At 59.8% G+C, this 23,238-nt stretch carries 21 protein-coding genes; 15 read left to right on the forward strand and 6 right to left on the reverse strand.

All coding sequences use genetic code 11. The features are described 5' to 3' along the window. Positions 1-26: 26 nt before the first annotated feature. The 7 genes from IPL79_16080 to IPL79_16110 all read left to right on the forward strand — a co-directional run bounded on the left by IPL79_16080 (position 27) and on the right by IPL79_16110 (position 11,176). Complete coding sequence (locus IPL79_16080; GenBank protein MBK9072495.1) at positions 27-431, forward strand: cupredoxin domain-containing protein; 405 nt, start codon at positions 27-29, stop codon at positions 429-431. Positions 432-651: 220 nt separating this feature from the next. Next, positions 652-1,932: a TolC family protein gene (locus IPL79_16085; GenBank protein MBK9072496.1), complete on the forward strand. Its 1,281-nt coding sequence runs from the start codon at positions 652-654 to the stop codon at positions 1,930-1,932. Continuing rightward, positions 1,929-3,197, forward strand: a complete 1,269-nt coding sequence (locus IPL79_16090) for an efflux RND transporter periplasmic adaptor subunit (GenBank protein ID MBK9072497.1) — start codon at positions 1,929-1,931, stop codon at positions 3,195-3,197. The genes IPL79_16085 and IPL79_16090 overlap by 4 nt, the downstream gene beginning before the upstream one ends. Further along, entirely contained in the window at positions 3,194-6,673 is a 3,480-nt protein-coding gene (locus IPL79_16095) for an efflux RND transporter permease subunit (protein ID MBK9072498.1), read from the forward strand. Before IPL79_16090 ends, IPL79_16095 begins: the two co-directional genes overlap by 4 nt. After that, entirely contained in the window at positions 6,670-8,091 is a 1,422-nt protein-coding gene (locus IPL79_16100) for an MBL fold metallo-hydrolase (GenBank protein MBK9072499.1), read from the forward strand. The genes IPL79_16095 and IPL79_16100 overlap by 4 nt, the downstream gene beginning before the upstream one ends. Before the next feature lie 56 nt (positions 8,092-8,147). Further along, positions 8,148-10,550, forward strand: coding sequence for a cation-translocating P-type ATPase (locus IPL79_16105; GenBank protein MBK9072500.1), 2,403 nt, complete (start codon positions 8,148-8,150; stop codon positions 10,548-10,550). After that, positions 10,547-11,176: an ATP-binding protein gene (locus IPL79_16110; GenBank protein MBK9072501.1), complete on the forward strand. Its 630-nt coding sequence runs from the start codon at positions 10,547-10,549 to the stop codon at positions 11,174-11,176. Before IPL79_16105 ends, IPL79_16110 begins: the two co-directional genes overlap by 4 nt. Positions 11,177-11,240: 64 nt before the next feature. On the opposite strand, the gene IPL79_16115 is transcribed toward IPL79_16110, so the two are convergent. Both IPL79_16115 and IPL79_16120 read right to left on the reverse strand, forming a co-directional pair. Next, positions 11,241-13,589: a heavy metal translocating P-type ATPase gene (locus tag IPL79_16115; protein MBK9072502.1), complete on the reverse strand. Its 2,349-nt coding sequence runs from the start codon at positions 13,587-13,589 to the stop codon at positions 11,241-11,243. 1,182 nt (positions 13,590-14,771) lie between these two features. Beyond that, on the reverse strand, positions 14,772-15,182 hold the full coding sequence (locus IPL79_16120) for a helix-turn-helix transcriptional regulator (protein MBK9072503.1): 411 nt from the start codon (positions 15,180-15,182) through the stop codon (positions 14,772-14,774). Positions 15,183-15,264: 82 nt separating this feature from the next. Here IPL79_16120 and IPL79_16125 point away from each other — a divergent pair, with 82 nt between their 5' ends. From IPL79_16125 to IPL79_16150, 6 genes are all read left to right on the forward strand, one after another. Next, positions 15,265-15,714 (forward strand): SRPBCC family protein, encoded by a 450-nt coding sequence (locus IPL79_16125; GenBank protein ID MBK9072504.1) that lies wholly within the window; start codon positions 15,265-15,267, stop codon positions 15,712-15,714. Beyond that, the gene (locus IPL79_16130) at positions 15,711-16,088 is read left to right on the forward strand and encodes a TfoX/Sxy family protein (protein MBK9072505.1); all 378 of its coding nucleotides are present in this window, start codon (positions 15,711-15,713) and stop codon (positions 16,086-16,088) included. The genes IPL79_16125 and IPL79_16130 overlap by 4 nt, the downstream gene beginning before the upstream one ends. Positions 16,089-16,160: 72 nt before the next feature. After that, the gene (locus IPL79_16135) at positions 16,161-16,508 is read left to right on the forward strand and encodes a hypothetical protein (GenBank protein MBK9072506.1); all 348 of its coding nucleotides are present in this window, start codon (positions 16,161-16,163) and stop codon (positions 16,506-16,508) included. After that, positions 16,448-17,776: a sigma-70 family RNA polymerase sigma factor gene (locus tag IPL79_16140; protein ID MBK9072507.1), complete on the forward strand. Its 1,329-nt coding sequence runs from the start codon at positions 16,448-16,450 to the stop codon at positions 17,774-17,776. The genes IPL79_16135 and IPL79_16140 overlap by 61 nt, the downstream gene beginning before the upstream one ends. Before the next feature lie 398 nt (positions 17,777-18,174). Then, entirely contained in the window at positions 18,175-18,786 is a 612-nt protein-coding gene (locus tag IPL79_16145) for a type IV toxin-antitoxin system AbiEi family antitoxin domain-containing protein (GenBank protein MBK9072508.1), read from the forward strand. Further along, positions 18,783-19,679 carry a nucleotidyl transferase AbiEii/AbiGii toxin family protein gene (locus IPL79_16150; GenBank protein MBK9072509.1) on the forward strand — a complete coding sequence of 299 codons (897 nt, stop codon included), beginning with the start codon at positions 18,783-18,785 and terminating at the stop codon, positions 19,677-19,679. The genes IPL79_16145 and IPL79_16150 overlap by 4 nt, the downstream gene beginning before the upstream one ends. 106 nt (positions 19,680-19,785) lie before the next feature. On the opposite strand, the gene IPL79_16155 is transcribed toward IPL79_16150, so the two are convergent. Continuing rightward, complete coding sequence (locus IPL79_16155) at positions 19,786-20,343, reverse strand: dihydrofolate reductase family protein (protein MBK9072510.1); 558 nt, start codon at positions 20,341-20,343, stop codon at positions 19,786-19,788. Between the two features lie 127 nt (positions 20,344-20,470). Between IPL79_16155 and IPL79_16160 the strand changes: the two genes are divergently transcribed. Continuing rightward, positions 20,471-21,037 carry a hypothetical protein gene (locus IPL79_16160; GenBank protein ID MBK9072511.1) on the forward strand — a complete coding sequence of 189 codons (567 nt, stop codon included), beginning with the start codon at positions 20,471-20,473 and terminating at the stop codon, positions 21,035-21,037. Positions 21,038-21,069: 32 nt separating this feature from the next. Here the strand turns inward: IPL79_16160 and IPL79_16165 are convergent, their stop codons facing one another. Both IPL79_16165 and IPL79_16170 read right to left on the reverse strand, forming a co-directional pair. Next, the gene (locus IPL79_16165; GenBank protein ID MBK9072512.1) at positions 21,070-21,462 is read right to left on the reverse strand and encodes a hypothetical protein; all 393 of its coding nucleotides are present in this window, start codon (positions 21,460-21,462) and stop codon (positions 21,070-21,072) included. 15 nt (positions 21,463-21,477) lie between these two features. Beyond that, a complete protein-coding gene (locus tag IPL79_16170) occupies positions 21,478-21,675 on the reverse strand; it encodes a hypothetical protein (protein MBK9072513.1) in 198 nt (65 codons plus the stop codon). A 271-nt stretch (positions 21,676-21,946) separates the two neighbouring features. On the opposite strand from IPL79_16170, the gene IPL79_16175 reads away from it, so the two are divergent. Continuing rightward, a complete protein-coding gene (locus IPL79_16175) occupies positions 21,947-22,333 on the forward strand; it encodes a phage holin family protein (GenBank protein ID MBK9072514.1) in 387 nt (128 codons plus the stop codon). Between the two features lie 107 nt (positions 22,334-22,440). Here IPL79_16175 and IPL79_16180 read toward each other — a convergent pair whose 3' ends face one another. Then, positions 22,441-23,229, reverse strand: coding sequence for a DNA alkylation repair protein (locus IPL79_16180; protein ID MBK9072515.1), 789 nt, complete (start codon positions 23,227-23,229; stop codon positions 22,441-22,443). Between the last annotated feature and the right edge of the window lie 9 nt (positions 23,230-23,238).

Genomic DNA, 23,238 nt, shown 5'->3' on the forward strand with positions numbered 1-23,238 from the left:
ACACTTACCCAACGAAGAGGAAGCACATGAAAAAGCAAATTCTGATTATTTCCCTATTGTCTATTGCGGGCTGCAAAGGCAAATCAAATGCGCCCGAGCACAAGGCAGAGGCGAGCCAGCCCGCGCCTCCACCCGCTAAAGCTGAAGCAGCCGCAACGACGACCACAGACGGAAGCATTGCTATAACCGTTGATGGCGAGGGGTATCACCCGTCGACAATTAACGCCCCGGCTGGAAAGAAGGCGACGTTGGTGTTTACCCGAACAGCTGACAAATCATGTGGCACCGAGGTGGTGTTTCCATCTCTCAACATCAAAAAAGACTTGCCTCTCAATGAACCAATAACGATTGAAATCGATGTGCCCGCTTCAGGCCAAATTGCCTTCGCGTGTGGCATGGACATGATGAAGGGCAGCATTGTGGCGCAGTGAAAATATTCTGCGGACTCCGGAAGGCGCATGGCATGCGCGCGTTGACTAGTGCATACGCACATTTTGCGGAGGCGTACCTCCCCGCGGGAGCTGCTGTGGCTTAAGGTCTGCTGCGCCCACGTCTGGTTGTGATTGACGGGGGTTCAGTCACCTACGGCTGGCACAGCAAATGCAATCGAAGACCCCGCAGGGGTACTCTGAAGAAAAACAGTAGAAACCAATGAGCACCTTACACATAAGCTTTTTCCTGGGGTTTGCCTTCATTGTATCTCTGTCGACGTCGGGCCGTGCGGAAGCACAGGCGCCCGCGCAAGGGCAATCAGAGGACGCATTGCCGAGTCCACTTCGGCTCGAGGATGTGTTGCAGTTTTCTCGGAGTCACCGCGCGGAGATCACCGCCGCGCGTGCTCGTGCGCGGGCTGTCGCGCAACGCCCCGCGATTGTGTCATCGCTAGAAGACCCAATGATTTCCCCATCAATTGATCACCTACCATTTATGCTCCATGGCGTCGATGCAAGTTTGAGCATTGAGCAACGCTTCCCGCTGTCGGGGATTCGCGGTAGGCGGCGCCGCGCCGCCGAAGCTGAGGCGCAGCAAGCTCTTGCTGAAACCGGTAGGGCGATACTTGATATTGAGCTTGAAGCGGCGACCGCGTTTCTCATGCTTCAGGAGCGTCGTCAGGTTAGAGGCATTCTCGAGGAGCAGCACACCCTCGCACAACAATTTGTCATCGCCGCCAACGCGCGCTACTCGGCCGGAACCGGCCCCCAGGCGGACGTTTTGCGCGCGGAAATCGAAATGGCGCGAGTTGCAGGAACGCGTCGCTCGATCGCTGCCGAAGTAAGGGCTGCAGAAGCTATGTTCAATACCACGCTCGGACGTTCTGTTACCGCCGTCGTTCCAACACTAGACAGCTCGGCCTCCATGACACCACCTCCGACCATGGAAGCGGTACGTAAAGCGGCGCTCGACCAACGGCCCGAACTGCAACGGGGGCGGGCGGAGATCGGACGCGCGCGCGCAGAAGTTTCCGTCATGGAGTCAATGTATTCGCCGATGGCGATGATCCGAACCGGACCGGCTTACACCATGAGCGATGGCGCGGGGTGGATGGTCATGGTCGGGATTAGCATTCCGATATGGCGCGGACGCCTTCGGGCAGGAGTTGCCGAAGCGGAGGCCATGGTCGATATGGCTGAGGCTGACGTGCTCGCCATGCGACGCATGATCGATGGCAATGCGGTTGCGTCGCGCGAGCAAGTCGTCGCATCTCAGGAACGGCTGCTGGCGCTTCGAGACGAAGTCCTGCCTCGCGCGCGGCAGGCCATCGAGCCCTCCCTCGCGGGGTACGCCGCCGGGCAGCTTCCACTCGTCAGCGTCATCGAGGCCGCGCAGACCCTGTGGTCATCGGAGGCCGAGCTGGTGTCGGCGGAATTCAGCCTTGGTCTGGCCTGGGCGAGGCTCCGCAGGGCGACCGGCGATGAGGGACCGCCGCCATGATCAAGTTACTCAAGGAATGGCGATCCGTTGGCGCCGGGGTCGTTTTCACCGCCGTTATCCTTATTGGCGCTCTCCTCATCCAACATTTCCGCCACAGCTGGCCATTTTCGCCACAGCAGAATCGCAGCACCCTCCTCAAAGGAGCGGCGGGACCTGACGCGGGCGACGCGGGCACCAGGCTCGCCGCCAACGCGCGGGCGGAAGTAGACTTCGATCCAGCACGCCTGGAGGTGCTTGGCGTCCGCGCCGAAACCGCGACGTTGGAGAACATCTCAAACTCGGTCCGCGCCATGGCGACGGTGGTCCCCGACGAATCGCGGGTCTCACACGTGCATACCCGCGTCGCGGGATGGATCGAGCGTCTCTCCATAGACCCCCCGGGACAAGCCGTGCGAGCCGGTCAGCCCCTGGCGGGCATTTTCTCGCAGGAACTCCTCTCCTCTCAAAGCGAATTTCTTGCAGCGCTTCGATCTGCCGCGGCCAACCCCCAGAGCACCCTCCTCGAGGGCGCCCGCGCGCGCCTGAAAGTTTTTGGCATGAGCGACGCGCAGATCAGGTCGCTCGAAAAAAGCGGTCAACCACAGCGCTTGGTGACCGTCGCAGCTCCTCGGCGCGGTGTGGTGCTACATCGCGGCGTGTCCGTGGGGACCGCGGTCGATCCATCGACCGAGATCATGACCATTGCCGATTTGTCCCGTGTTTGGGTCTTCGCGGAGGTGCCCGAGGCGGACGTGCCCCAGATCGCTGTGGGGACGCGCGCGGTGCTGGAGTTCTCCTCATCGGGACTTCCACCCTTCGAGGCGCACGTGGAATTCCTTTACCCGACGCTGACAGAGCGGACTCGGACGTTGCGCGTCCGCTTTGCCATCGACAATCCGAAGGGTTCGCTCCGTCCAGGCATCTACGGCACAGCCGATTTTCAAGTGACCCCTCGTCAAGCGGTCACAGTCGGGCGCGATGCGGTCGTAGACACTGGCATCGCGCAACATGTCTTTGTTGTCGCGAGCTCTGGTCGTTTCGTCCCTCGCACCGTCAAGCTGGGGGCTCGTCTCGAGGACCGAATCGAAATACGAGAAGGGCTCGAGGCCGGAGAAAAAGTTGTTGCCTCCGGCGTGTTTCTCATCGACTCCGAAAGCAGACTGCGCGCCTCCGGCGGAGGCACGGGGGGCCATGCCGGCCATACCGGCATCAGTGGTGCAGCGAAGTCCAGCCCTGCCAAACCAGACGCGTCTGACGCCCACAAAGGGCACGAAACCAACCCATGATCGAGCGCATCATCGAGCTGTCTGCCAAACACCGATGGGTCGTTTTTGGAGCGACAGCACTCATTGTCGCTTGGTCCATATTCGCTATCAAGCGCACGCCTCTCGATGCGCTACCTGACCTCTCCGATCCCCAGGTCATCGTCTTCACGGACTGGATGGGGCGCAGTCCCGACCTTGTCGAAGATCAGGTTACCTACCCGCTCGTTCGGGCGCTGCAGAGCACGCCTCAAGCACGAACAGTTCGTGGCTATTCGATGTTCGGGATGAGTTTCATCTATGTCATCTTCGAGGACGGCACAGATATCTATTGGGCGCGCGCGCGGGTGTTCGAACAGCTTGCTCGCGTTCAACAGATACTCCCACCCGATGTGTCCCCGGTGCTCGGACCGGACGCCACGGGGGTGGGCTGGGTATTTCAGTACGCGCTTGAGGATAGCACCGGACAGCGTGACCTCGCTCAGTTGCGTGAGCTTCAGGACTTTACGATTCGCCCAACGCTTCAGGCAGTCGCGGGTGTCGCCGAAGTCGCCTCGTTCGGTGGCTTTGAGCGTCAGTACCAAATCGTCCTCGACCCGGATCGGCTTGCTTCCTTCGGGCTTTCGCTTGGCGACGTCACCCGCGCGGTGCGGGACGCGAACGCGGAAGTTGGAGCGCGCGTGCTCGAGCTTGCGGGACGCGAGTACGTGCTGCGGGGGCGCGGCTACGTGAAGACGCTCGCGGACCTCGAAGCCAGCGTGGTGACGGTTGGCGCGGGGGGGACACCTGTGCGCCTGCGGGATGTAGCGCGGGTGCAGTTCGGCCCGGAAATCCGTCGAGGTGCTGCCGATCTGAACGGGCTCGGCGAAGTCGTTGGCGGCATCGTCGTGATGCGCATCGGTGCGAACGCGCTAGAGGTCAACGATGCGATTAAGGCCGAGATTGCGCGCCTGAATTTGCCAGAGGGTGTCCGTATCGTTCCGACCTACGACCGATCCGAGCTGATTCGCGGCTCGGTCGCGACACTGACCAGCACCTTGATGCAGCAAGGCATCATCGTCGCCATCATGTGCCTGATCTTCTTGTTTAGCCTTCGCTCGGCGTTCGTCGCAATAGTCGTCATTCCCATTGCGGTTCTGATGACGTTCATTCCTGCCTACTACTTTGGCATGACCATCAACATCATGTCCCTCGCCGGCATCGCAATTGCCGTGGGGGAATTGGAGGATGCCTCAACGACCTTCGTCGAGAACGGCGCTCGCAGACTCTCGATGGCGCAAGCTGGAACGGACCGGCGACGCGTCATCCTCGACGCGCTCAAAGAAGTCGGGCGTCCCACGTTCTTTTCTCTACTGTTGGTGACGGTCAGCTTCATTCCGCTCTTCACTCTGACCGGCCAGGCTGGGCGACTTTTTCGCCCACTCGTGCTCACGCATACATTCGCCACGTTTGCGGCGGCGATACTTGCCGTGACGCTGGTCCCACCCCTCATGATGCTCGTGATGCGCGGCAAATTTCGCCGCGAAAACCAAAACCCTGTCAGCAGGACTCTGACCAAGCTCTATCGCCCGCTCGTCGCCCTTGCCGTCAGAGCGCGCTGGTTCGTAGTCGCCGGTGCGATGCTGTTGGTTGTGGCGACGGTACCCATCGCCATGCGACTGGGCTCGGAGTTTATGCCGCCCCTCAACGAGGGTTCGCTGCTCGTGATGCCGACAACCTTCCCAGGCATCGCGATTGAAGAAGCCCGCCAGGCCCTCACCGCCCAGCATCGCATCATCAAGAGCTTTCCCGAAGTGGCGTCGGTGCATGGCAAGGCAGGTCGAGCCGAGACGGCGACTGACCCAGCTCAGCTCGACATGAACGAGAGCGTCGTGACGTTGCGGCCGAGAGAAGCCTGGCCGAAGCGGTTTACGGCACGCTGGTACAGCGATGGCCCAGAATGGCTCAAGGTGCCGCTCAGGTGGATTTGGAAAGAAGAACGTCCGCGCACGCTCGAGGAGCTCAGCCGCGACATGGATGCGGCGCTCCAAATGCCGGGTTATCAGATGGCCATCGCACCGCCAATTCGGACGCGAATCGACATGCTGACAACCGGTGTGCGCACGCCTGTCGGGATCAAGGTCTTCGGCACTGACCTCGCCGAAATTGAGCGACTCTCCATCGCCCTCGAAGGCATGCTGCGCGACGTACCGGGGACGCGAAGCACGTTTGCAGAGCGGCAAACGGGTCGCGAGTACATTGACGTCGTTCCAGACCGAGAAGCCATTGCCCGCTACGGTCTCAGCGTGCGCGATGTGCTCGACGTCGTGGAAGCAGCCGTTGGCGGCATGCCTGTGTCTACGGTGATAGCAGGTCGTTCAAGGTTTTCCGTCAACCTGCGCTACGCCTCGGACTACCGCGCAGATCCGGAAGCGCTTCGCCGCATTCTTATCCCGACCGCTATTTCAGAGCCTGTGGGTGAAGCCGAGCTCGGCGGCTCAGGCACAGGTTCATCGTCGTCCGGAGCCGGTATGCAGGGTGGCTCGTCGCCCATGCGGGGTGCTGCGGCGACCGCGGGCGGAATGAGTGGGATGGGTGGAAGCGGCACAGTCAATGCCGGCGCTCCGATGGGGTCTGCAGGGGCAGCGAGCACGAGCGCCCCGATGGCCTCGTCCTTTGGTTTTCCCGCCGACCCAAGCGATCGCTGGCGCCAGTCAGGCTCCTCGGTTCCCCTCGGCGCAATCGCGGACGTACGCGTCGTCACAGGCCCGCCCATGATCAAGGACGAGAACGGCGTCCTCGTTGGTTATGTCTTCGCGGACATCGATGCATCGAAACGGGATCTCGGTGGATGGGTCAATGATGCCAAGCAGCTCGTGGGCCGCGAGCTGTCGCTTCCGCCCGGCTATAGGATCCAGTGGACAGGCCAGTACGAGTTTATGGAGGAGATGCAATCGCGAATGGCGTGGGTGGTGCCGCTCACTTTGCTGTTGGTCATCTTTCTCCTTCGCATGGGTATGCGTGGCTGGTCGCAGACGGGTCTTGTCCTCACGAGCTTGCCCTTTGCGTTGATAGGCAGCGTCTGGCTGCTTTTTTTTCAGGATTACAACGTCTCGACCGCCGTGTGGGTGGGCCTCATCGCCGTCATAGGAACCGCGTCCGAGACCGGAATTCTGATGGTCACATTTCTCGATCAAGCGATGGCACTTCGCCAGCAGTCGAAAAGCACCCTTACCGCGAATGACGTGAATGAAGCCGTCGTGGACGGGGCTTCGTCCCGTGTTCGCCCCATCGTTATGTCGGTGGCCAGCACAGTTCTTGGTCTGCTTCCCTTACTTTGGGAGGCGGGGCCAGGCGCTGACGTTTCTGCCCGAATTGCAGCGCCCGTGGTGGGTGGCCTGGTCTCGTGCCTATTGCTCACGCTGTTCGTGCTGCCGGCAGGCTACGCGATCTGGCGCCGCCGACAGATTCGAACCGGACACATCATGCCAATTAAGGCAGAAGAAGAAGGATCAGTATGAACGAACCAACGCTCACATTTCTTGGAGGTGCGGGGACCGTTACGGGCTCCAAATATCTCATTGAAGCGAACGGAGGCCGCTTGTTGCTCGATTGCGGCTTGTTCCAAGGTCTCAAGGCACTGCGCGAGCGCAATCGCAGCGCGCAGCCCTTCGAGGCAAAGTCCGTCGACTGCGTCGTCTTGAGCCACGGGCACCTGGATCATTCAGGCTACCTGCCTCTCTTGGTCAAGAATGGGTTTCGAGGACCCATCTACTGCACAGCCGGCACGCGAGATTTGCTTGAGGTGCTCCTGCTCGACTCAGCACACTTGCAGGAGGAGGACGCAGCTCGTGCGAACCGCTATGGCTACTCAAAGCACAAGCCAGCACTGCCGCTGTATACGGAGGAAGATGCGCGCAAGGCATTAGAGCTCATTAAGACCAACGGGTACGGAGCGGCATTTGCCATAGGCACACTGGGACACGCACTCTTCCGAAGAGCGGGGCATATTCTCGGCTCTGCCACCGTCGAGCTCCAGCTCGCGTCGGCCGACCCATGTCGACTTGTCTTCTCCGGTGACCTGGGCAGGTGGAACCGCCCAATCATTCGAGACCCTGAGTTCGTACCGGAAGGTGACGTATTGCTCGTTGAGTCCACCTATGGAAATCGATTTCATGCGACGAACAGCGAGGAGACCCTCGTGCGGGTCCTCACGGAGACAGCAGAGCGCGGCGGCGCAGTGATTGTACCGTCCTTCGCGATTGGTAGACCCCAGGAGCTACTCTGGACAATTCGCAAGCTCGAGGATGAGGGGCGATTGCCCGCCTTGTCGGTCTACCTCGACAGCCCCATGGCGATCACGGCGACCGACATCTATTGCCGGCATCCCGAAGAGCATGACATCGACATGAAACTGCTTATGGATGAGCAGCGTTGTCCGCTTTGCTGTCGGCAATACCATTTGGTCCGGACGGCGGAGGAATCGAAGGCTCTCAACAAGAAGAGCGGGCCGATGGTAATTATCGCCGGCAGTGGCATGGCGACAGGTGGACGGGTTTTGCATCACCTTAAACAACGACTAACCGACGAGCGAAATACCGTGCTTTTGGTGGGGTTCCAGGCTGCGGGAACGAGGGGACGGGCGCTACAGGAGGGTGCAAAGTGGGTTCGGATTCACGGTGGAGATATCGCGGTCCGAGCGCACGTCGAGACGGTCGACGGGCTTTCCGCTCATGCAGACCAAGGCGAACTACTGCGGTGGATGCGTGGTTTCACCAAGCCACCAAAGCAGACCTACGTTGTTCATGGCGAACCGAACGCTTCACAGGCGCTCGCATTCGAGATTCGCAAGCAGCTCGGTTGCAACGTCGAGGTGGCTGAGGATGGCAAGACCGTGGCGCTCACTGTAGCGAAGGCGAGGATTGGGGCTGAACGATAATGGAAATGGTCCCGCGACGAGCTGATCCGGATAGCAGCCAAAACGCTCCACTTGGCTTGACAAGCGTCGAGGCCGCACGCCGTCTTGCTGAGCACGGGCGAAACGAGATCGCACGGGAACGAGCAACCTCGCCGTGGGTTCTCCTTGCACGGCAGTTCAAGAGTCCGGTCATCTGGCTGCTGCTCGGGGCCTGTATCGTATCCGGTGCTCTTGGCGAGCTCGCCGATGCCATCGCGATCGGGACGATCGTGGTCCTTAACGCGCTGGTGGGCTTCTTCCAAGAATACCGGGCAGAACGCGCGGTCCTCGCGCTGCGCTCGATGACGGCTCCTCGAGCACGCATCCTGCGCGATGGACGAGTGGCGGACATCCCCGCCGCGGATGTGGTTCCCGGAGATTGGCTGCTACTCGAAGCCGGTGACGTTGTCGCCGCCGACGCTCGATTGGTCGAGGCGAACCGCCTTTCGACGAACGAGGCACCTCTCACAGGAGAGAGCGCTCCGGTCGAAAAATCCATCGTTCCTGTAGCGGACGAAGCGCCTATCGCCGAGCGCCACGACGCCGTATTCATGGGCACGGCCGTGGCAAACGGCACCGGCAAGGCAGAAGTCGTCGCTACCGGCATGCGCACCGAACTCGGGAAAATCGCGCACCTTCTGGCCACTGCGGAGGAAGTCTCTACGCCTCTTCAGTTACGGCTCGCTCGCGTAAGTCGGCTCCTCCTCTACATCTGCGGCGGCATCGTCGTCGTCGTGGCTGCCGCGGGTATCCTACGCGGCGTAGCGCTATTTGATGTGTCCCTCGCCGCCGTCTCGCTGGCCGTCGCCGGTGTTCCCGAAAGTTTGCCGGCAATCGTCACCATAGCGCTGGCGATTGGCGTAAAGCGTATGGCCTCACGACATGTTCTTGTCCGGAGGCTTCACTCTGTCGAGACCCTCGGATGCGCCACTGTCATCTGCACGGACAAGACCGGCACTTTGACGACCGGGGTCATGGGCGTGCGGGAGCTCTGGGGCACCGACCACAAATTTCTTCTCGATGCGGCGGCGGCTTGTTGCGATGCTGAACTTGCGCACGACGAACGCACCGGCATAGGCGATCCGACAGAAGTTGCCATTCTCGTAGCCGCGGGAAAGCAAGAGATTCGACGCGCCGATATTGAGCGCGACCGGCCTCGTGTCACCGTCATGCCCTTCGACACCGAACGTAGGCGGATGTCGATTCTTCGGAGAGATGGAAAACTGTATCTCAAGGGAGCCGTTGAGGTGGTTTTCGGGTTCTGCACCTCAGGCACGGAAGGAGCGATGCAAGCCAATGATGAACTGACTGCGCGTGGACTGCGGGTCCTCGCTGTTGCGGTTGGTGAGGGCGCGGAAGAAAAAAACCTGCGCTTCATCGGCCTGATTGGAATCGCCGATCCTCCACGAGCGGAGGCCATTTTAGCGGTCGCAGCCGCGCGCGAAGCGGGCATCAAGACGGTGATGATTACCGGCGACCATCCAGCGACGGCGCTCGCCATCGCACGGGAACTTGGCATCGTCCGAGAAGGAGACAACCCCGAAGAACTCGTCCACGCGCGAGCCTCACCAGAAGACAAACTGAAGATCGTCAAGTCATGGAAGACGCAAGGCGCGGTGGTCGCGATGACGGGCGACGGCGTCAACGACGCACCGGCGTTGCGCGAGGCGCACATCGGCATCGCCATGGGCAAGACCGGGACGGAGGTCACGCGCGAAGCCTCTGACATGGTGCTCACCGACGACAACTTTGCCAGCATCGTCGCCGCGGTCCAAGAGGGGCGTGGCATCTTCGATAACATCCGAAAGACCATTGTCTACCTGCTCGCGGGCAACACTGCCGAGCTCGCCGTGATGCTCGCGGCGGCAATCGTGGGGCTCCCGTTGCCGCTACTTCCACTTCATCTTTTGTGGATCAACCTCGTCACCGACGGTCTACCAGCGCTTGCCCTCGTGACGGACCCAACGGATCGGGACGTGCTCAAGCGACCGCCCAGGCAGCCGGACGAGCCGATGCTGGGTCGCCCTGAGTGGACCAACGTCATCGTAACGGGCCTGCTTCAGGCGACAGCGACGCTGGCCGTGTTTGCGTGGGCGCTTCAAAATAGGGACCTCATCCAGGCCCGCAGTTTGGCCTTCTCGGTGTTGGTGTTCGGGGAGTTGTTTCGTGCGTTTGCGGCACGGAGCACGACGCGGGTGTTCTGGGAGGTCGGTGCTTTCACGAACGTACGCTTGCTCGGTGTGGTCGTGTTATCTGTCCTGGTTCAGCTGGGCATTCACCATTTCCCCGCAACCCAGGCGCTGTTCCAAATCGGGGAACTGTCGCTTGACGACTGCGTACTCGGCCTACTCGTGGGGCTTTGCCCGGTGTCTGTGATTGAGCTATCGAAACTTGTTCGTCGCGCAATTCAACCGCGACCCAATTTGAGGAGAGCAACATGATTGAATGCCAATGCCAAGAGCCCCACGAACACCGACGAATCGTGCTAACCGGAGGGCCGGGTGCAGGAAAGACGGCGGTCTTGGAGTTGGTACGTCAGTACTTCTGCAAGCACGTCGACGTGCTGCCCGAGGCCGCGAGCATTCTGTTTGGCGGTGGATTTAGACGAGGCACCACGATCGCCGGCCGAGCCGCCTCGCAACGCGCCATTTTTCACGTACAGCGAGAGCTTGAGACGACGGCCGACGTTGAGGGTGACGCGGCGATTATTCTCTGCGATCGAGGAACCATCGATGGTTTCGCCTACTGGCCTGGGCCAGAGGACTTCTGGAGCTCGCTTGGGACGACGCGAGAACGAGAGTTCCAACGCTACAGTGCTGTGATTCACCTGCGCACGCCGCTAGCAGTGGGCGGCTACAATCACCGTAATCCGGTAAGGATCGAATCGGCCGCCGAGGCCGCGCTGGTCGACGAACGGCTCGCACAGGCGTGGGAAGGACATCCTCGACGCTTCGTTGTCGAGAGCACGGCCGACTTCCTGGATAAGGCGAAGCGGACCATCGAGGTCCTGCGAGGCGAAATGCCAGAATGCTGTCGGCAACATCTAGTGCCTACGGTGGATGGCTGAATCTAGGGTAGGACAACGTGGAGTGATCATGAAATGCCCGCCACAAAGAAGCAGATGAGCCCCGTCAGCTCGTGCGCGCAGCGCGCAGACGTAGTGCATTGGCGACGACGGACACGGAGCTAAGACTCATCGCGAGCGCGGCGATCATAGGCGAGAGCAGCCAGCCGGTGGCGGGATACAGCACGCCGGCAGCTAGGGGAATGCCGAGCGCGTTGTAGATAAATGCAAAGCCGAGGTTCTGCTTCATGTTCGCGACGGTGGCCGAGGAGATCACGCGAGCGCGCACGATGCCTCGCAGATCGCCCTTCACGAGCGTGACCTGCGCGCTGTTCATCGCTACGTCGGTACCGGTGCCCATCGCGACGCCCACGTCAGCCTTCGCCAGCGCGGGCGCGTCGTTGATGCCGTCGCCCGCCATCGCAACAATGCGGCCTTCCCCTTGCAGGCGCTCTACCAACGCGAGCTTGTCTGCGGGCTTCACCTCGCCATGCACCTCGTCGATGCCGAGGCGGGCCGCGACCGCGCGTGCAGTTGTCAGCCCATCGCCCGTGGCCATCACGACGCGCAACCCTGAACGTTTCAACGTTGCGATCGCTTCGGGCGTGCTGGCCTTGACGGCGTCCGACACCGCTAGGAGTCCCATCAACCGGCCATCGACTGACAGATGCATCACGCTAGCCCCCTCCTCGCGCAGCGTTTCTGCTTGCGCGCGCAGGCCATCCACATCGATTCCGAGCTGATTCATGAGCGTTGTGTTGCCGAGCGAGAGGTCCTGGCCCGCCACCCGGCCGCGCACGCCGATCCCCGAGCTCGACTCAAATGCCTCGGCCTTGTCGAGCACGAGGCCGCGCTCGCGGGCCGCGCGCACGATGGCGTCCGCAAGTGGATGCTCGCTGCCCTGGTCAAGGCTGGCGGCGAGCCGCAACACCTCATCGGCTGAGCCACCCTCGACCGGCACGGCGCGATTAAACGAGGGCTTGCCTTCCGTGAGCGTGCCCGTCTTGTCGACGATTAGCGTGTCGACGGCGCGAAACCGTTCGATCGCAGCAGCGTCGCGGAAGAGCACGCCTTGGGTAGCCGCCTTGCCGGTCGCGACCATGATCGACATCGGCGTCGCCAACCCAAGCGCACACGGACACGCGATAATGAGCACCGCCACCGCGTTGACCAGGCCATACACCCAGCTCGGTTCGGGACCGATGAGGCCCCAGACTAGGAACGTCGCAAGGGCAATGGCAACCACCACTATCACGAACCAGCCCGCAACTCGGTCGGCCATGCGTTGCATGGGCGCCTTGGAGCGCTGCGCCTGCGCGACCATCTGCACGATCTGCGCAAGCATCGTTTGCGCGCCGACACGCTCGGAGCGCATGACGAGTGCGCCGCTGGTATTGAGCGTGGCGCCGATGAGTTTGTCGCCTGGGCCCTTGCTCACGGGCAGCGGCTCGCCAGTCAGCATGGCCTCGTCGACCGCGCTGCGCCCTTCCAGCACGATGCCGTCGACGGGGACTTGTTCGCCCGGGCGGACGCGCAGCGAATCGCCGACGTGCACATGCGAAAGCGCAACGTCCTGCTCGCTGCCGTCCGCGCTGATGCGGCGCGCGGTCTTCGGCGCCAGCCGGAGCAGCGACTTGATGGCGCCCGAGGTCTGCGAACGCGCCTTTAGCTCCAGCAGCTGTCCGAGCAGCGTCAGCGAGATGATGACGACGGCGGCTTCGAAGTACACCGCGACCCGGCCCATAGCGAAGAACGAGGCAGGAAACACACTTGGCGCGACGGTCGCGACGACGCTATAGACGAATGCCGCTCCGGTCCCGATGGAGATAAGCGTCCACATATTGGGGCTTTTATGCGCAATCGACTGCGCGCCGCGCACAAAGAAAGGCCACCCAGCCCACAGCACCACGGGCGCCGAAAGCGCCAGCTCGATCCAGCTCTGCGTCGCCATGTCGAACCAACCGAGCTGATGCCCGAACATCGCCATTGCGGTGACGATGACCGTCAGCGGTAGGGTCCACCAAAAGCGCCGTTGAAAGTCCGCCAGCTCGGGATTCGCTTCATCATTGATGCTCGGCAGCTCAGCCTCCAGCGCCATGCCGCATTTTGGGCAGGTCCCTGGCTCGTTCCGCCTGATCTCCGGATGCATGGGGCAGACGTAGACCGTTGCGGCGTCGGTGGAGCTCTCGATGGGGCGCGGGGCGAGCGCCGCGGCGGGAGCGACGTACCTAAGTGGCTCGGCGGCAAACTTCGCCCGGCATTTCTCGCTGCAAAAGAAGTAAGCGCGATCTCCGTGCTCGTGCCGATGAGGCGACTGCTCGCTGACGGTCATACCGCACACCAAGTCCTTTGCCGAGGTGGGCGCCGGCTGTTGCGAATCCTGATGAACGTGATGGGATCTTTGGTGGTCGGACATGTTTGTGTGTCAAAAGCTACGCTACAAACGTGTCCGGGTCTCAGCCGTTCCTAACGATCTGGAACCCATCTCCCATTGGCATCCATCCCTTGGAAAATACGCTGTCAGTGGCACGCAAGCCGCGCTGTCGCAGGTGCTGGCAGCCTGTCGGGCCGCGTGCGTGGCGTGCGAGACCGAGTGCGCAAAGCATGGCGCGCACATGAATCACTGCGCGACCTGCGCCGAGTGTTGCCGGCGTTGCGCGGATGCCTGCGCAAAGCTCATCGGCGGCGCTTCGGCGTAACCGTCAAAGATGTTCCGTGGCGATGGTAAACGCGCAAATGGAGGGACAGGGGGCTATCGACTGAAACGGCGCGATATCAATACGTTGGCAGGCAATCACGCGCGGCTACTGGGGTGAGTTTGGCCAAAGGCCGTTAATCGCCCCAATTGGACGTCTTTTTGGTGCTATCTCAACGGCACGGGCGGATGTCGCGACGGCAATGTTGGCTGGCAGCCGCGCTAGGCAGGCGGTGAATTGGGAGAATCAGCGATCTGTTTGCCAAGGAGCCACCGCGAATCACGCGGCAGGCAGGTGTCGACTCGTGGTATAAATCAACGAGGGGGGTGCGACACTAAGTTGAGTGCGGCGACAATTCGAATCCTTGCTCTTAGCGTGCATTTTCTAGGTATACGGGCAGGTATACGAGATATTTATTCTGGTATAAACATAAACTATTTCAATCAGTTACGTGCTTGAGTCGAACCCTCTCCCCGGAGCAAAAGCATGTCCCTCTGATCGCGAACATCAGGGGCATTTTTGTTTAACAAGCGTGAGTGGTCGAAATTCAAATGGTTTTCTCGTGCAGGGTCGATTCCTTACTTGCTGAGCGTCACCATCGCGCGGTCTCCGCTTAACAACTTAGGCCATTTTCTCCACATTTTTGGACTCTCCTGGGGCAGAGAGAAATGGAGAAAGTTGTTAACCAGTTAACAGCACGAGAGTTTAGCGCATGAAAATTCTCGTCGTGGCGGTGTTCTTGAAATCGGTGGCGAACGCTGTCCCATTCGCCACCCCGGGGTGGCAAGAGGTACGGTTGGGCTAATGAGTTGAGACGACTTCAAACGACGCGTTGAGACGTTCGAACATTCTTTGCCACGTGGCGAAGCGGTTAGGCGGCAAGTTTGGATCGCCCACGTAAACTACGCGGAGCGACTATGTTGCTTCTTGAGTTCTATCAGGAGCGCATTGCGGTTTGTCTTCGCCCGCCGAACAAAGTCAGGTGGCGCGGCGGTGTCGGCGTCATAGGTGCCGCTCCACGCAATCATTTCGACTAACAAGGGCATTAAAGCCAGCCCCTTCTCGGTAAGTGAGTAGCGCGTTCGCGCCGAAGCGGTGTGGATGATTTCCTTTTTGATGATGCCGTTGTCTTCAAGTGTTGCCAGACGGTCCGCCAAAATATTGGTCGAAATCGATTCGTCTGACTCAAGAATCTCCCGGTAGCTGGTTTTTTCCTTGAACATCAAGTCCCTGACAATGAGCAACGTCCAAGCGTCGCCGAACACCCCGAGCGCATAGTGAATTGGACAATGTGACGGCCTCCGCTTTCCCATGTCGACAGCTTAGCGACAAGACTTGCAATTCGCAAGTCTTGTGATAGCGTAGCTTGCAATTCACAAGGCTAATGGAGGCCAAATGACAACGCTTGAAAACACGATTCGGATTAAGGCAACCCCTCAGCAAGTGTGGCAAGCGCTTGGTCAACTTGATGCCCTGGAGAAGTATGATTCAGGTGTCAAAAAGTCGACCTTGCTGGATGGCCCGAAAGAAGGAATGGGCGCCACCCGTCAATGCGACCTGACTCCTGGCGGTTGGTTTCGGGAACGCGTGACGGACTGGAAACCCGGAGCCACTCTCGCGTTTGAATTGACGGCCTGCACGCTGCCCGTCAAGGCGCTCCGCCACAGCTACCGATTTGAAGTCGACGGCGCTGAAACCATTGTCACGCAGAAAATGGAGTACCAGCTCAAGTTTGGTCCCTTGGGCGCCTTGATGGACGTGCTGATGGTGCGAATACAATGGAACAGCGGCATCAAGTCGTTTTTCGCTGGGCTTAAGGCACATGTGGAGCAGCAAAAGTCGTGAGTTTTGATGAACGCTTGGCGCTGCGCATCCGTGAGCTTCTCGCAAGCCGCGATGACGTAGTTGAAAAACGCATGTTCGGAGGCCTGTGTTTTATGGTGAATGGCCACATGTGCTGCGGTCTGACGGCCACGGACTTCATGGTGCGTGTTGGACCAGAGCAGTTCGAGTCGGCGCTTTCGGAGGCGCACGCAAGACCAATGGATTTCACCGGTCGCCCGCTCAAGGGCATGGTGTACGTGAGCGCTGGCGGAACCAAGGATAAAGCCGGGCTTCAAAAATGGGTGAATCTCGGCTTACGCTTGGTCGACAGCCTGCCGGACAAGTCATTGAAAATACAAACGAAACCAAAAAAAGTACTCAAAAGACGACTATAGTGTCCAAAGTTTTGGCACTTGGGCGTCATAAGGAGTCGGCCCTGACGGCCTGACAAACACAAGGAGAAACAAATGCCCAAATACCTCTGTCTACAACGAAACCTTTCAGGCGCTTCTGGCGTGAGCGGCGGCGAAAAACCATCCCCTTCACAAATGCAGGCGATGTACGCCAAGTTTAACGAGTGGCGCGAGAAATACCAGACGAACCTCCCCGATATGGGTGGCAAATTGGGCGCAGGAAAATTAGTAACTTCGCAGCCTGCGCCAGATGGACCACTGGTTGAAGTCAAAGAGCTTGTTGGTGGCTACATGATTGTCTCCGCCGCAACCATCGACGAAGCCATCGCGGTCGCGCGTGAATGCCCAGGCCTTGTGCGTCCAGGCTCTGGCGTAGAAGTCATCGAAATTCATACCCCTTGAATTCAGTCGGCCTTGTCGAGCACTTCTTCCGGCACGAGTACGGGCGCATCTGCGCTTTGCTGTCGTGCCGATTTGGCGTGCAGCACATCAATGTGGTCGAAGATGCAGTTCAATCAGCACTACTAACGGCGATTCAGTCATGGGGCGTGGGGTTCGTGCCGGACAACCCGTCGGCGTGGCTGTACCGTGTGGCGCACAATCACTTGGTAAGTCAGCTTCGTAGCCATGTTCGCCAAGATCGTTTGGCCCGTGAACACGCACTTGAAAACGATGTGGCCACGACCGACGCCGCATCCACTAGCGACGCTACCGACGAGCTTCTGCAAATGCTGTTCGTCGCGTGCGACGAGTCGATTCCCATCGAATCACAGCTTGTCTTTGCGCTGAAAACGCTTTGCGGTTTCGACATCAAAGAAATTGCCGACCGACTCTTCATCTCGGAGGCGAACGCATACAAGCGCTTTGGTCGAGCGAAAGAGCATCTTCGCAACAAACCGTCGATGTTTGAGATTGGGGCACCAGAATATCACCGGCGGCTACCAACCGTTCACGCAGTCATCTACCTGCTGTTCACCGAAGGCTACCTGTCGTCTCACCCCGTTGCCGCCATTCGAAAAGAGCTTTGCGACGAGGCCATAAGGCTTGGGACGCTTTTGACGCAGCGACCTGCAGGACAAACCCCAGAGACCTACGCACTGCTGGCGCTCATGACTTTGCATTCATCGCGCGAGAAAGCGCGGCAAGACGCGACCGGTGGCCTGGTGCTTCTGGAGGAACAAAATCGAGCTCTGTGGGACCAAGAAAAGATTGCACTCGGACTTGCCTGGTTGGCGAAATCTGCCGAGGGCGATGTGTTTACTCGCTATCACGCGGAGGCAGGCGTTGCCGCAGAGCATTGCCTCGCTCAATCACTGCAGGAAACCAACTGGGAGCGCGTCGTTGAGTGTTACATGCTACTGGAGCGAATTGCCCCCTCTCCGCTGCCTGCGCTCAATCGAGCGCTCGCGACCGCAGAATGGAAGAGTCCACGACATGGATTGGCTCTTTTGGATGGGCTTGTGCCGCCTACCTGGCTTGAGGGATCTTACGTTTGGTCAGCGACTCTATCCGACTTGCATCGACGTTGCGGGAATAAAGAGCTTGCGTTTAGACATCGCGAACTTGCCCTTCACCTCGCCCCAACAGATGCGGTAAAAAACGCGCTCGGGCGACGCCTGCGGCAGGAGAACGACTACAGCAGCCAGAGCGCTTTTTCTGCAGTCTCCTGAAAGCTATCTCGACCACAGTATGGTTTTCCATATATTCAAGTCGTGAATCGATCGGTCGACACGGTCGATGGCTGGGTCGTTGAGCACATCAACCGCGGTATCTGCCACTGAATCGCTTACAAGCAAACGCCTGCCTCCGGAGATTCCGGCAGTTGAGCGGGTTCGGGTTGTTCAGGGCGGCGAGGGCCCTTGGTCCACTGAATAGCGTATTGGTGTACGCCGGCCTCTGGAGAATCCAGCAGTTGGGTGGGTTGTTCGGGTGCTGCCGGGCGGGCGCGTTCCACACGAGCCAATTCTCCAGATTGTTAATTGTTTCGACCGGTTAACGTAACTCACTTCACGCTAGACTGGCAGCCAGATCCGAGGTACATTTACTAGGTATAACTAATTATACACCTATGTCTAGAACCATCGAGACGAAGCTCGAAGCAACGCAAGCCCTTGTTCGCAAACAAGGTGTGCTGCGTGCTCGCGACCTTTCGTCCCGGGGCATTCCTCGTAGCTACCTTAGACGTCTTCAAGATCAGGGAGCTATCGAAAAGCTCGGCCCAGGACTCTACGCAGATGCGAAATTTGAACCGACAGCGAACCATTCGCTTGTTGAAGCGAGCGTACGTGTTCCGCACGGTGTTATTTGTCTTCTCTCCGCGCTGCGTTTCCACGGCCTAACGACCCAAGCACCTTTTCAAGTGTGGCTCGCGATAGACATTCACGCGTGGAGGCCCAAGCAAAGTAGCCCACCACTGCGCATCGTACACATGGGCGAAGCTGCACTGAAAGCAGGCGTTGAAACGCACAAAATGGAGAACGTTGATGTGCCGGTATTCAGCGCGGCAAAAACAGTGGCCGACTGCTTCAAGTATCGAAACAAGATCGGCCTCGACGTTGCCCTTGAAGCTCTGAAAGAATTTCGCGCATCCAAGAAGTGGAGCCACGACGAGCTCTGGCGTCACGCAAAGCTTTGCCGAGTCGCCAATGTCATGCGCCCATACCTTGAGGCACTCGCATGACAATAGCGAAAAATATCGAAGCGTCCGTTCGGCAGCGGCTGCTCAACTTGTCAAAAGAGAGAGGCGAAGATTTTGGACTTGTACTTTCGCGTTTCGCGATCGAACGCCTTTTGTTTCGGATTGCGACTTCGCCGCACAAGGGCAAGTTCATCCTTAAGGGCGCTACGCTGTTTACGGTTTGGTCTGGAACACCGCATCGAGCGACGAGAGACCTCGACCTGCTGGGCTTCGGTGACAATTCGCCCGATGAGCTGACGCGTACCTTTCGTGGGATTTGCATGGTAGCCACGGTGCAGGACGGCCTGAAGTTTGACGATAAAAGCGTGAGCGCCGCGCCCATCCGCGAAGACAACATCTACGGAGGCATTCGAATCACGCTGGTGGCAAAGCTCGGCACAACACGCATTCCTGTACAGGTCGACGTTGGTTTTGGCGATGACCTTGTGCCGAACCCGTCCGAGGTGACGTTGCCCGCACTGCTGGAGTTCCCGGCACCAGTGCTCCGCGCCTACGCCAAAGAAACCGTCATCGCTGAAAAGTTTCACGCGATGGTCGTCCTCGGCATGAGCAACAGCCGGATGAAGGATTTCTTCGACATTGCTTGGCTCGCGGAGCACTTCGATTTTGACGAGGCGGTGCTGCGGAGCGCCATCGAATCGACGTTCAACAGGCGAAGCACACCTATCCCGGAGACAACGCCGCTGTGTTTGACGGATGAGTTCTTCGCAGATGCTGCCAAGCAGCGGCAATGGCATGCATTCACCAACCGCATTGCCCAGCCATCAGTTTCCTTTGAGGAAGTCGTTCGTCAAATTTCACACTTTCTTGGCGTGTTGTTGTCACCCAAGCAAGCTCGAAAGTGGATAGTTGGCGGACCATGGAGGTCAGAATGAATCTCACAGGCCTGCATTGGGGTGCTGGCGCTTTGTATTGTGCTGGCATGCGGTCATCATCCCCTAAAGTGATGCCACCCAAAGCTGGTAAACGGGGCGCCCGGCCCTAGAGCCCGCGCCTATAGTGCATAGCGACGGCGCCGCAGCGGAGCGGCATCGCCGAGACCAGCTCGAGGCGGCGCGTGCTCGGCAAGCCGCGTTGGTATAGCGTTGGGCCGTGGCCGACGATGCGGGGTTGGATGAGGAACTTGTACTCGTCGATTAGATCTAACCGGTCAAGCTCCACCGCGAGCTTGCCGCTACCGAGTAGCACGCCGGTTGGGGTCGCATCCTTTAGTTGCTGAACTCTTGCGCGCAAGTCGCCGGTGAGATGGTGGCTGTTGGTCCACGGAAAATCTTTTCGCGTCGACGACACCACGTACTTTGGTTTGGTCTCGAGCTTGACCGCCCACTCGCGCAACGCAGGCGGCGCCTCGGTCTCGCCGCGGGCGACGGACGGCCAGTAGCTCTCCATCATCTCGTACGTGACGCGGCCCCACAGCATCGCGCCGCCCTCGTCCATGAGGCGGGTGAAGAAGGCGTGTGTCTCGTCGTTGGCGATCCCCTCTTGGTGGTCGACGCAGCCGTCCAAGGTAACGTTGAGGCTAAAAGTCATGAGTCCCATGCGGCAGGTCTAACACTGCGAGCGATGCAAACGGATCGCGGCGCAGACTTTTCGCTGAGGCGGCTGGGACGGGCGCGTGTAGGGCGCGACCTGCGCCCTGCGTAGTCGTGATAAACATCTGCCTACTATGCGTCGATTGACAATACCCGTCGCGCTACTCATCGTCGGTCTTGGCCTGGGCTGTCGCGGGCCGACGCCGAAGCTGGCCCCGACGCCCAGTGCGCAGCCGAACCTTGGCGGTGCTGGCGCGATGTTGGTAGCAGACCTGCAATACGTGGATATCAGCAGCGGCATGACGTTCTTTTCGTTGCAGCGCGACGGCGTCTTTCGCGCGGGAAAACGCATCGTCGGTCGGCTCGATGGCGCGGGGACCTTCGTGTTCGATGATACGCAGGGGCGCGTTACAGCGACGCTTTCTGAGAACGGCCGCATTGCAATTATCGCGTCAGAGGGAACGGACTTGGCCGCCATACCGGGGAGGCTTGGTCGACTGCTAACCGATTTCGAAGGACGGGTTGAGTCCGGCTATACACTTGGCTCCGATGCCACCGCAACTATTGCGCTAGGCAACACGCTCGCGTTTGACGACCAAGGACGCCTCGCTGACCGCGAAATGATGGTCAAAGGGCTCACGCCGCAAACGCGACGCACCGCAATGTTTCTCTATCTCGTGTTGGCGATGATCACGCAGTAACGTAGCCGTCGCGTTGCACGGGTCGGCACCTGCTATTGTTGGTCTGGCTTCGATGATAGCTGACTCGAAAGCCAGGACTGTGCGGACGTGCGGCCGAGCTGCAACGCAAGGCCACCCATCAGCGCGCCAAGACCGCTCGGTAAAAGAGTCCGGCCGCTGCGCCCAACGCCGACCGCCACGCCGCCCGCTAAGGCGAGCGCGGCTGCGGCGAGCGGGTGTTGGCGAATCTGCGAGGACACTTCGGTGGCGTCTTTCAAAGGTTCGACCCGACGTCGCAACTCGCGAAGTCTCCGTCCGATGCTCTGGCTGGCGTCGGCAATTCTCCTCGCGTAGCCCCCACGCTCGTCGGCCTGGTCGTGCTTAACCATCGCGGTATCAGCAGCGCCGGCGCGCGAATTGAGCTCATTGCGGGCAAGTTCCGTCATGGTTGAGGTCCTGTTCTAGCGACGTGCAAGGCGCGTGACGAGGTAGCCGATGCCGAACGCGCTGGCTACCGCCGTGAGTGGACGCGCTTTAATCACCTTGGTAAGCGAGGCAATCATGGTCTCCCCACGCTGCACGACCATGTCTTTGGCTTCGACGGCGCGGTCCTTGGCGTCGCTTATAAGATGTTTGCCGGCGTCGGATAGCTCTGACACGAGCTTTCCAGCGTGGTCAGTCGCGTCCTTGGCAGATGATGAAGCGTTCCCGGAAGTGTTCGTATTGTATGTTGACATAGTAATCTCCTGGCCCAACCATGTGCATACGGCGTGCCATGCTCAAGGTGTTGCTACGCCCTTGGTAATGGTTAAAATAGCGAGCGCTGACGCACAGCGAGCGCGGCAGCGGCACAAGCGGGCACAAATGCGCGGCCACTACTCGCGGGCGTAAGGCAGGCCTAGCGGCTCATTTATTGCACTGTGCAGACCTGTGACTATTAGTGACGAAGTCAATCCACGCAACGATCAACGCAACGACCGCCAGTCATTTCCCTGCGGCCACGTTGATGAATCCAATGTTGCCCTGATCGGAGGGTTGATGGCAGATGCGAACGATTTGGCCCTGGGGCACCTAGATCGCCTAAAGCATGAATTAAAACAGGAAGTTGACTCGTTAAAGTCGATGATCGTTACGTGGTTGCTGGTGCTGGGCCTTGCCATCGTGGGTGCAGTGCACGTTACGTCTGCCGCCGCGTTAGCCCTCGCCGACGGCACAGGATGGCAGTTGTGGCTGTGCTATGGCCTGGTTGCAAGTGTTGTGCTGCTGCTCGCGGGAATCGTCGTGATTTCCCGACAAGCCGCGAAGGAAGAGTTATGACGACGCCGCGTCGGCGATCATCGGCACGACGAATCCGATGGAAGATGGCTTTCTGATATTCAAGAATAGCTGAGCTACCATCTGACCCATGCTTGAAATTACCAGGGTCAGCAGCGGCGTCGCGGGGTCTCGCGTGAGCGCTCGTGCGCGGCAGGCGAGGCGAAGCCCTTGGAGGTGGAGTACGCCCAGGCCTTCTCGATATATGCCGCGGCGTCGGGCGTCTTGCACGCCGTGTCGCCGTGGTCAATTTCGACCTTGCCAATGCGCTTAGCGGCGGCGATGGCCGATTTGCGCAACCCGGCGCTGCGGCACCCGATGGCGATGAGGGCCAGGTTCATTGCCTCGCGCTCTGCATTGGGCGCTGCATGAATGGTGCGGGCGATGTCGGCGAGGTGCTTCTCGAAGGAAGCATCCATCGATTTTTCGTCGCGCTCTGCCAATTGCCCAAGGAGGGACCACCCGTAGCAGCGCTTGCCTTCGTCCTTGGACCCCAGCCACTGGGCCACCTTCTTGGCGGCGTGCGGTCCCTCTGCCGCTACCATGCCGACGTAGCTGCTACACATCCGCGCGGTCATCTCGCTAGCCCAGCGGTCAAGGTCGGCCGAGGTCATGCGCGCAGGGTCGACGATTTTAACCGCGAGATTTCGCGCGTCGAAGTTTCCCGTGGCCCATAACGCGAGCGCCAACTCGTGATCGACGTCAATTTTCTTCATCAAGATTTTGAGCGTAGCGAAGCTGACGCCGAACATCGGCTCCCGCGCGCCGTGCCGCGTATAGGTCTTGCGAGTTTGTTCCGAGCCCGCCGCCTTTAGCGCCCGCATCACCTCAGCAAGCGTCACGCGCGGCTTAGATTTTGCGGGTGCAGGTTTCTTGGATGTCGCTTTGGTAAGAGCCATGGCGACCGC

This window comes from Myxococcales bacterium, from assembly GCA_016716835.1.
GTDB lineage: Bacteria > Myxococcota_A > Polyangia > Haliangiales > Haliangiaceae > JADJUW01.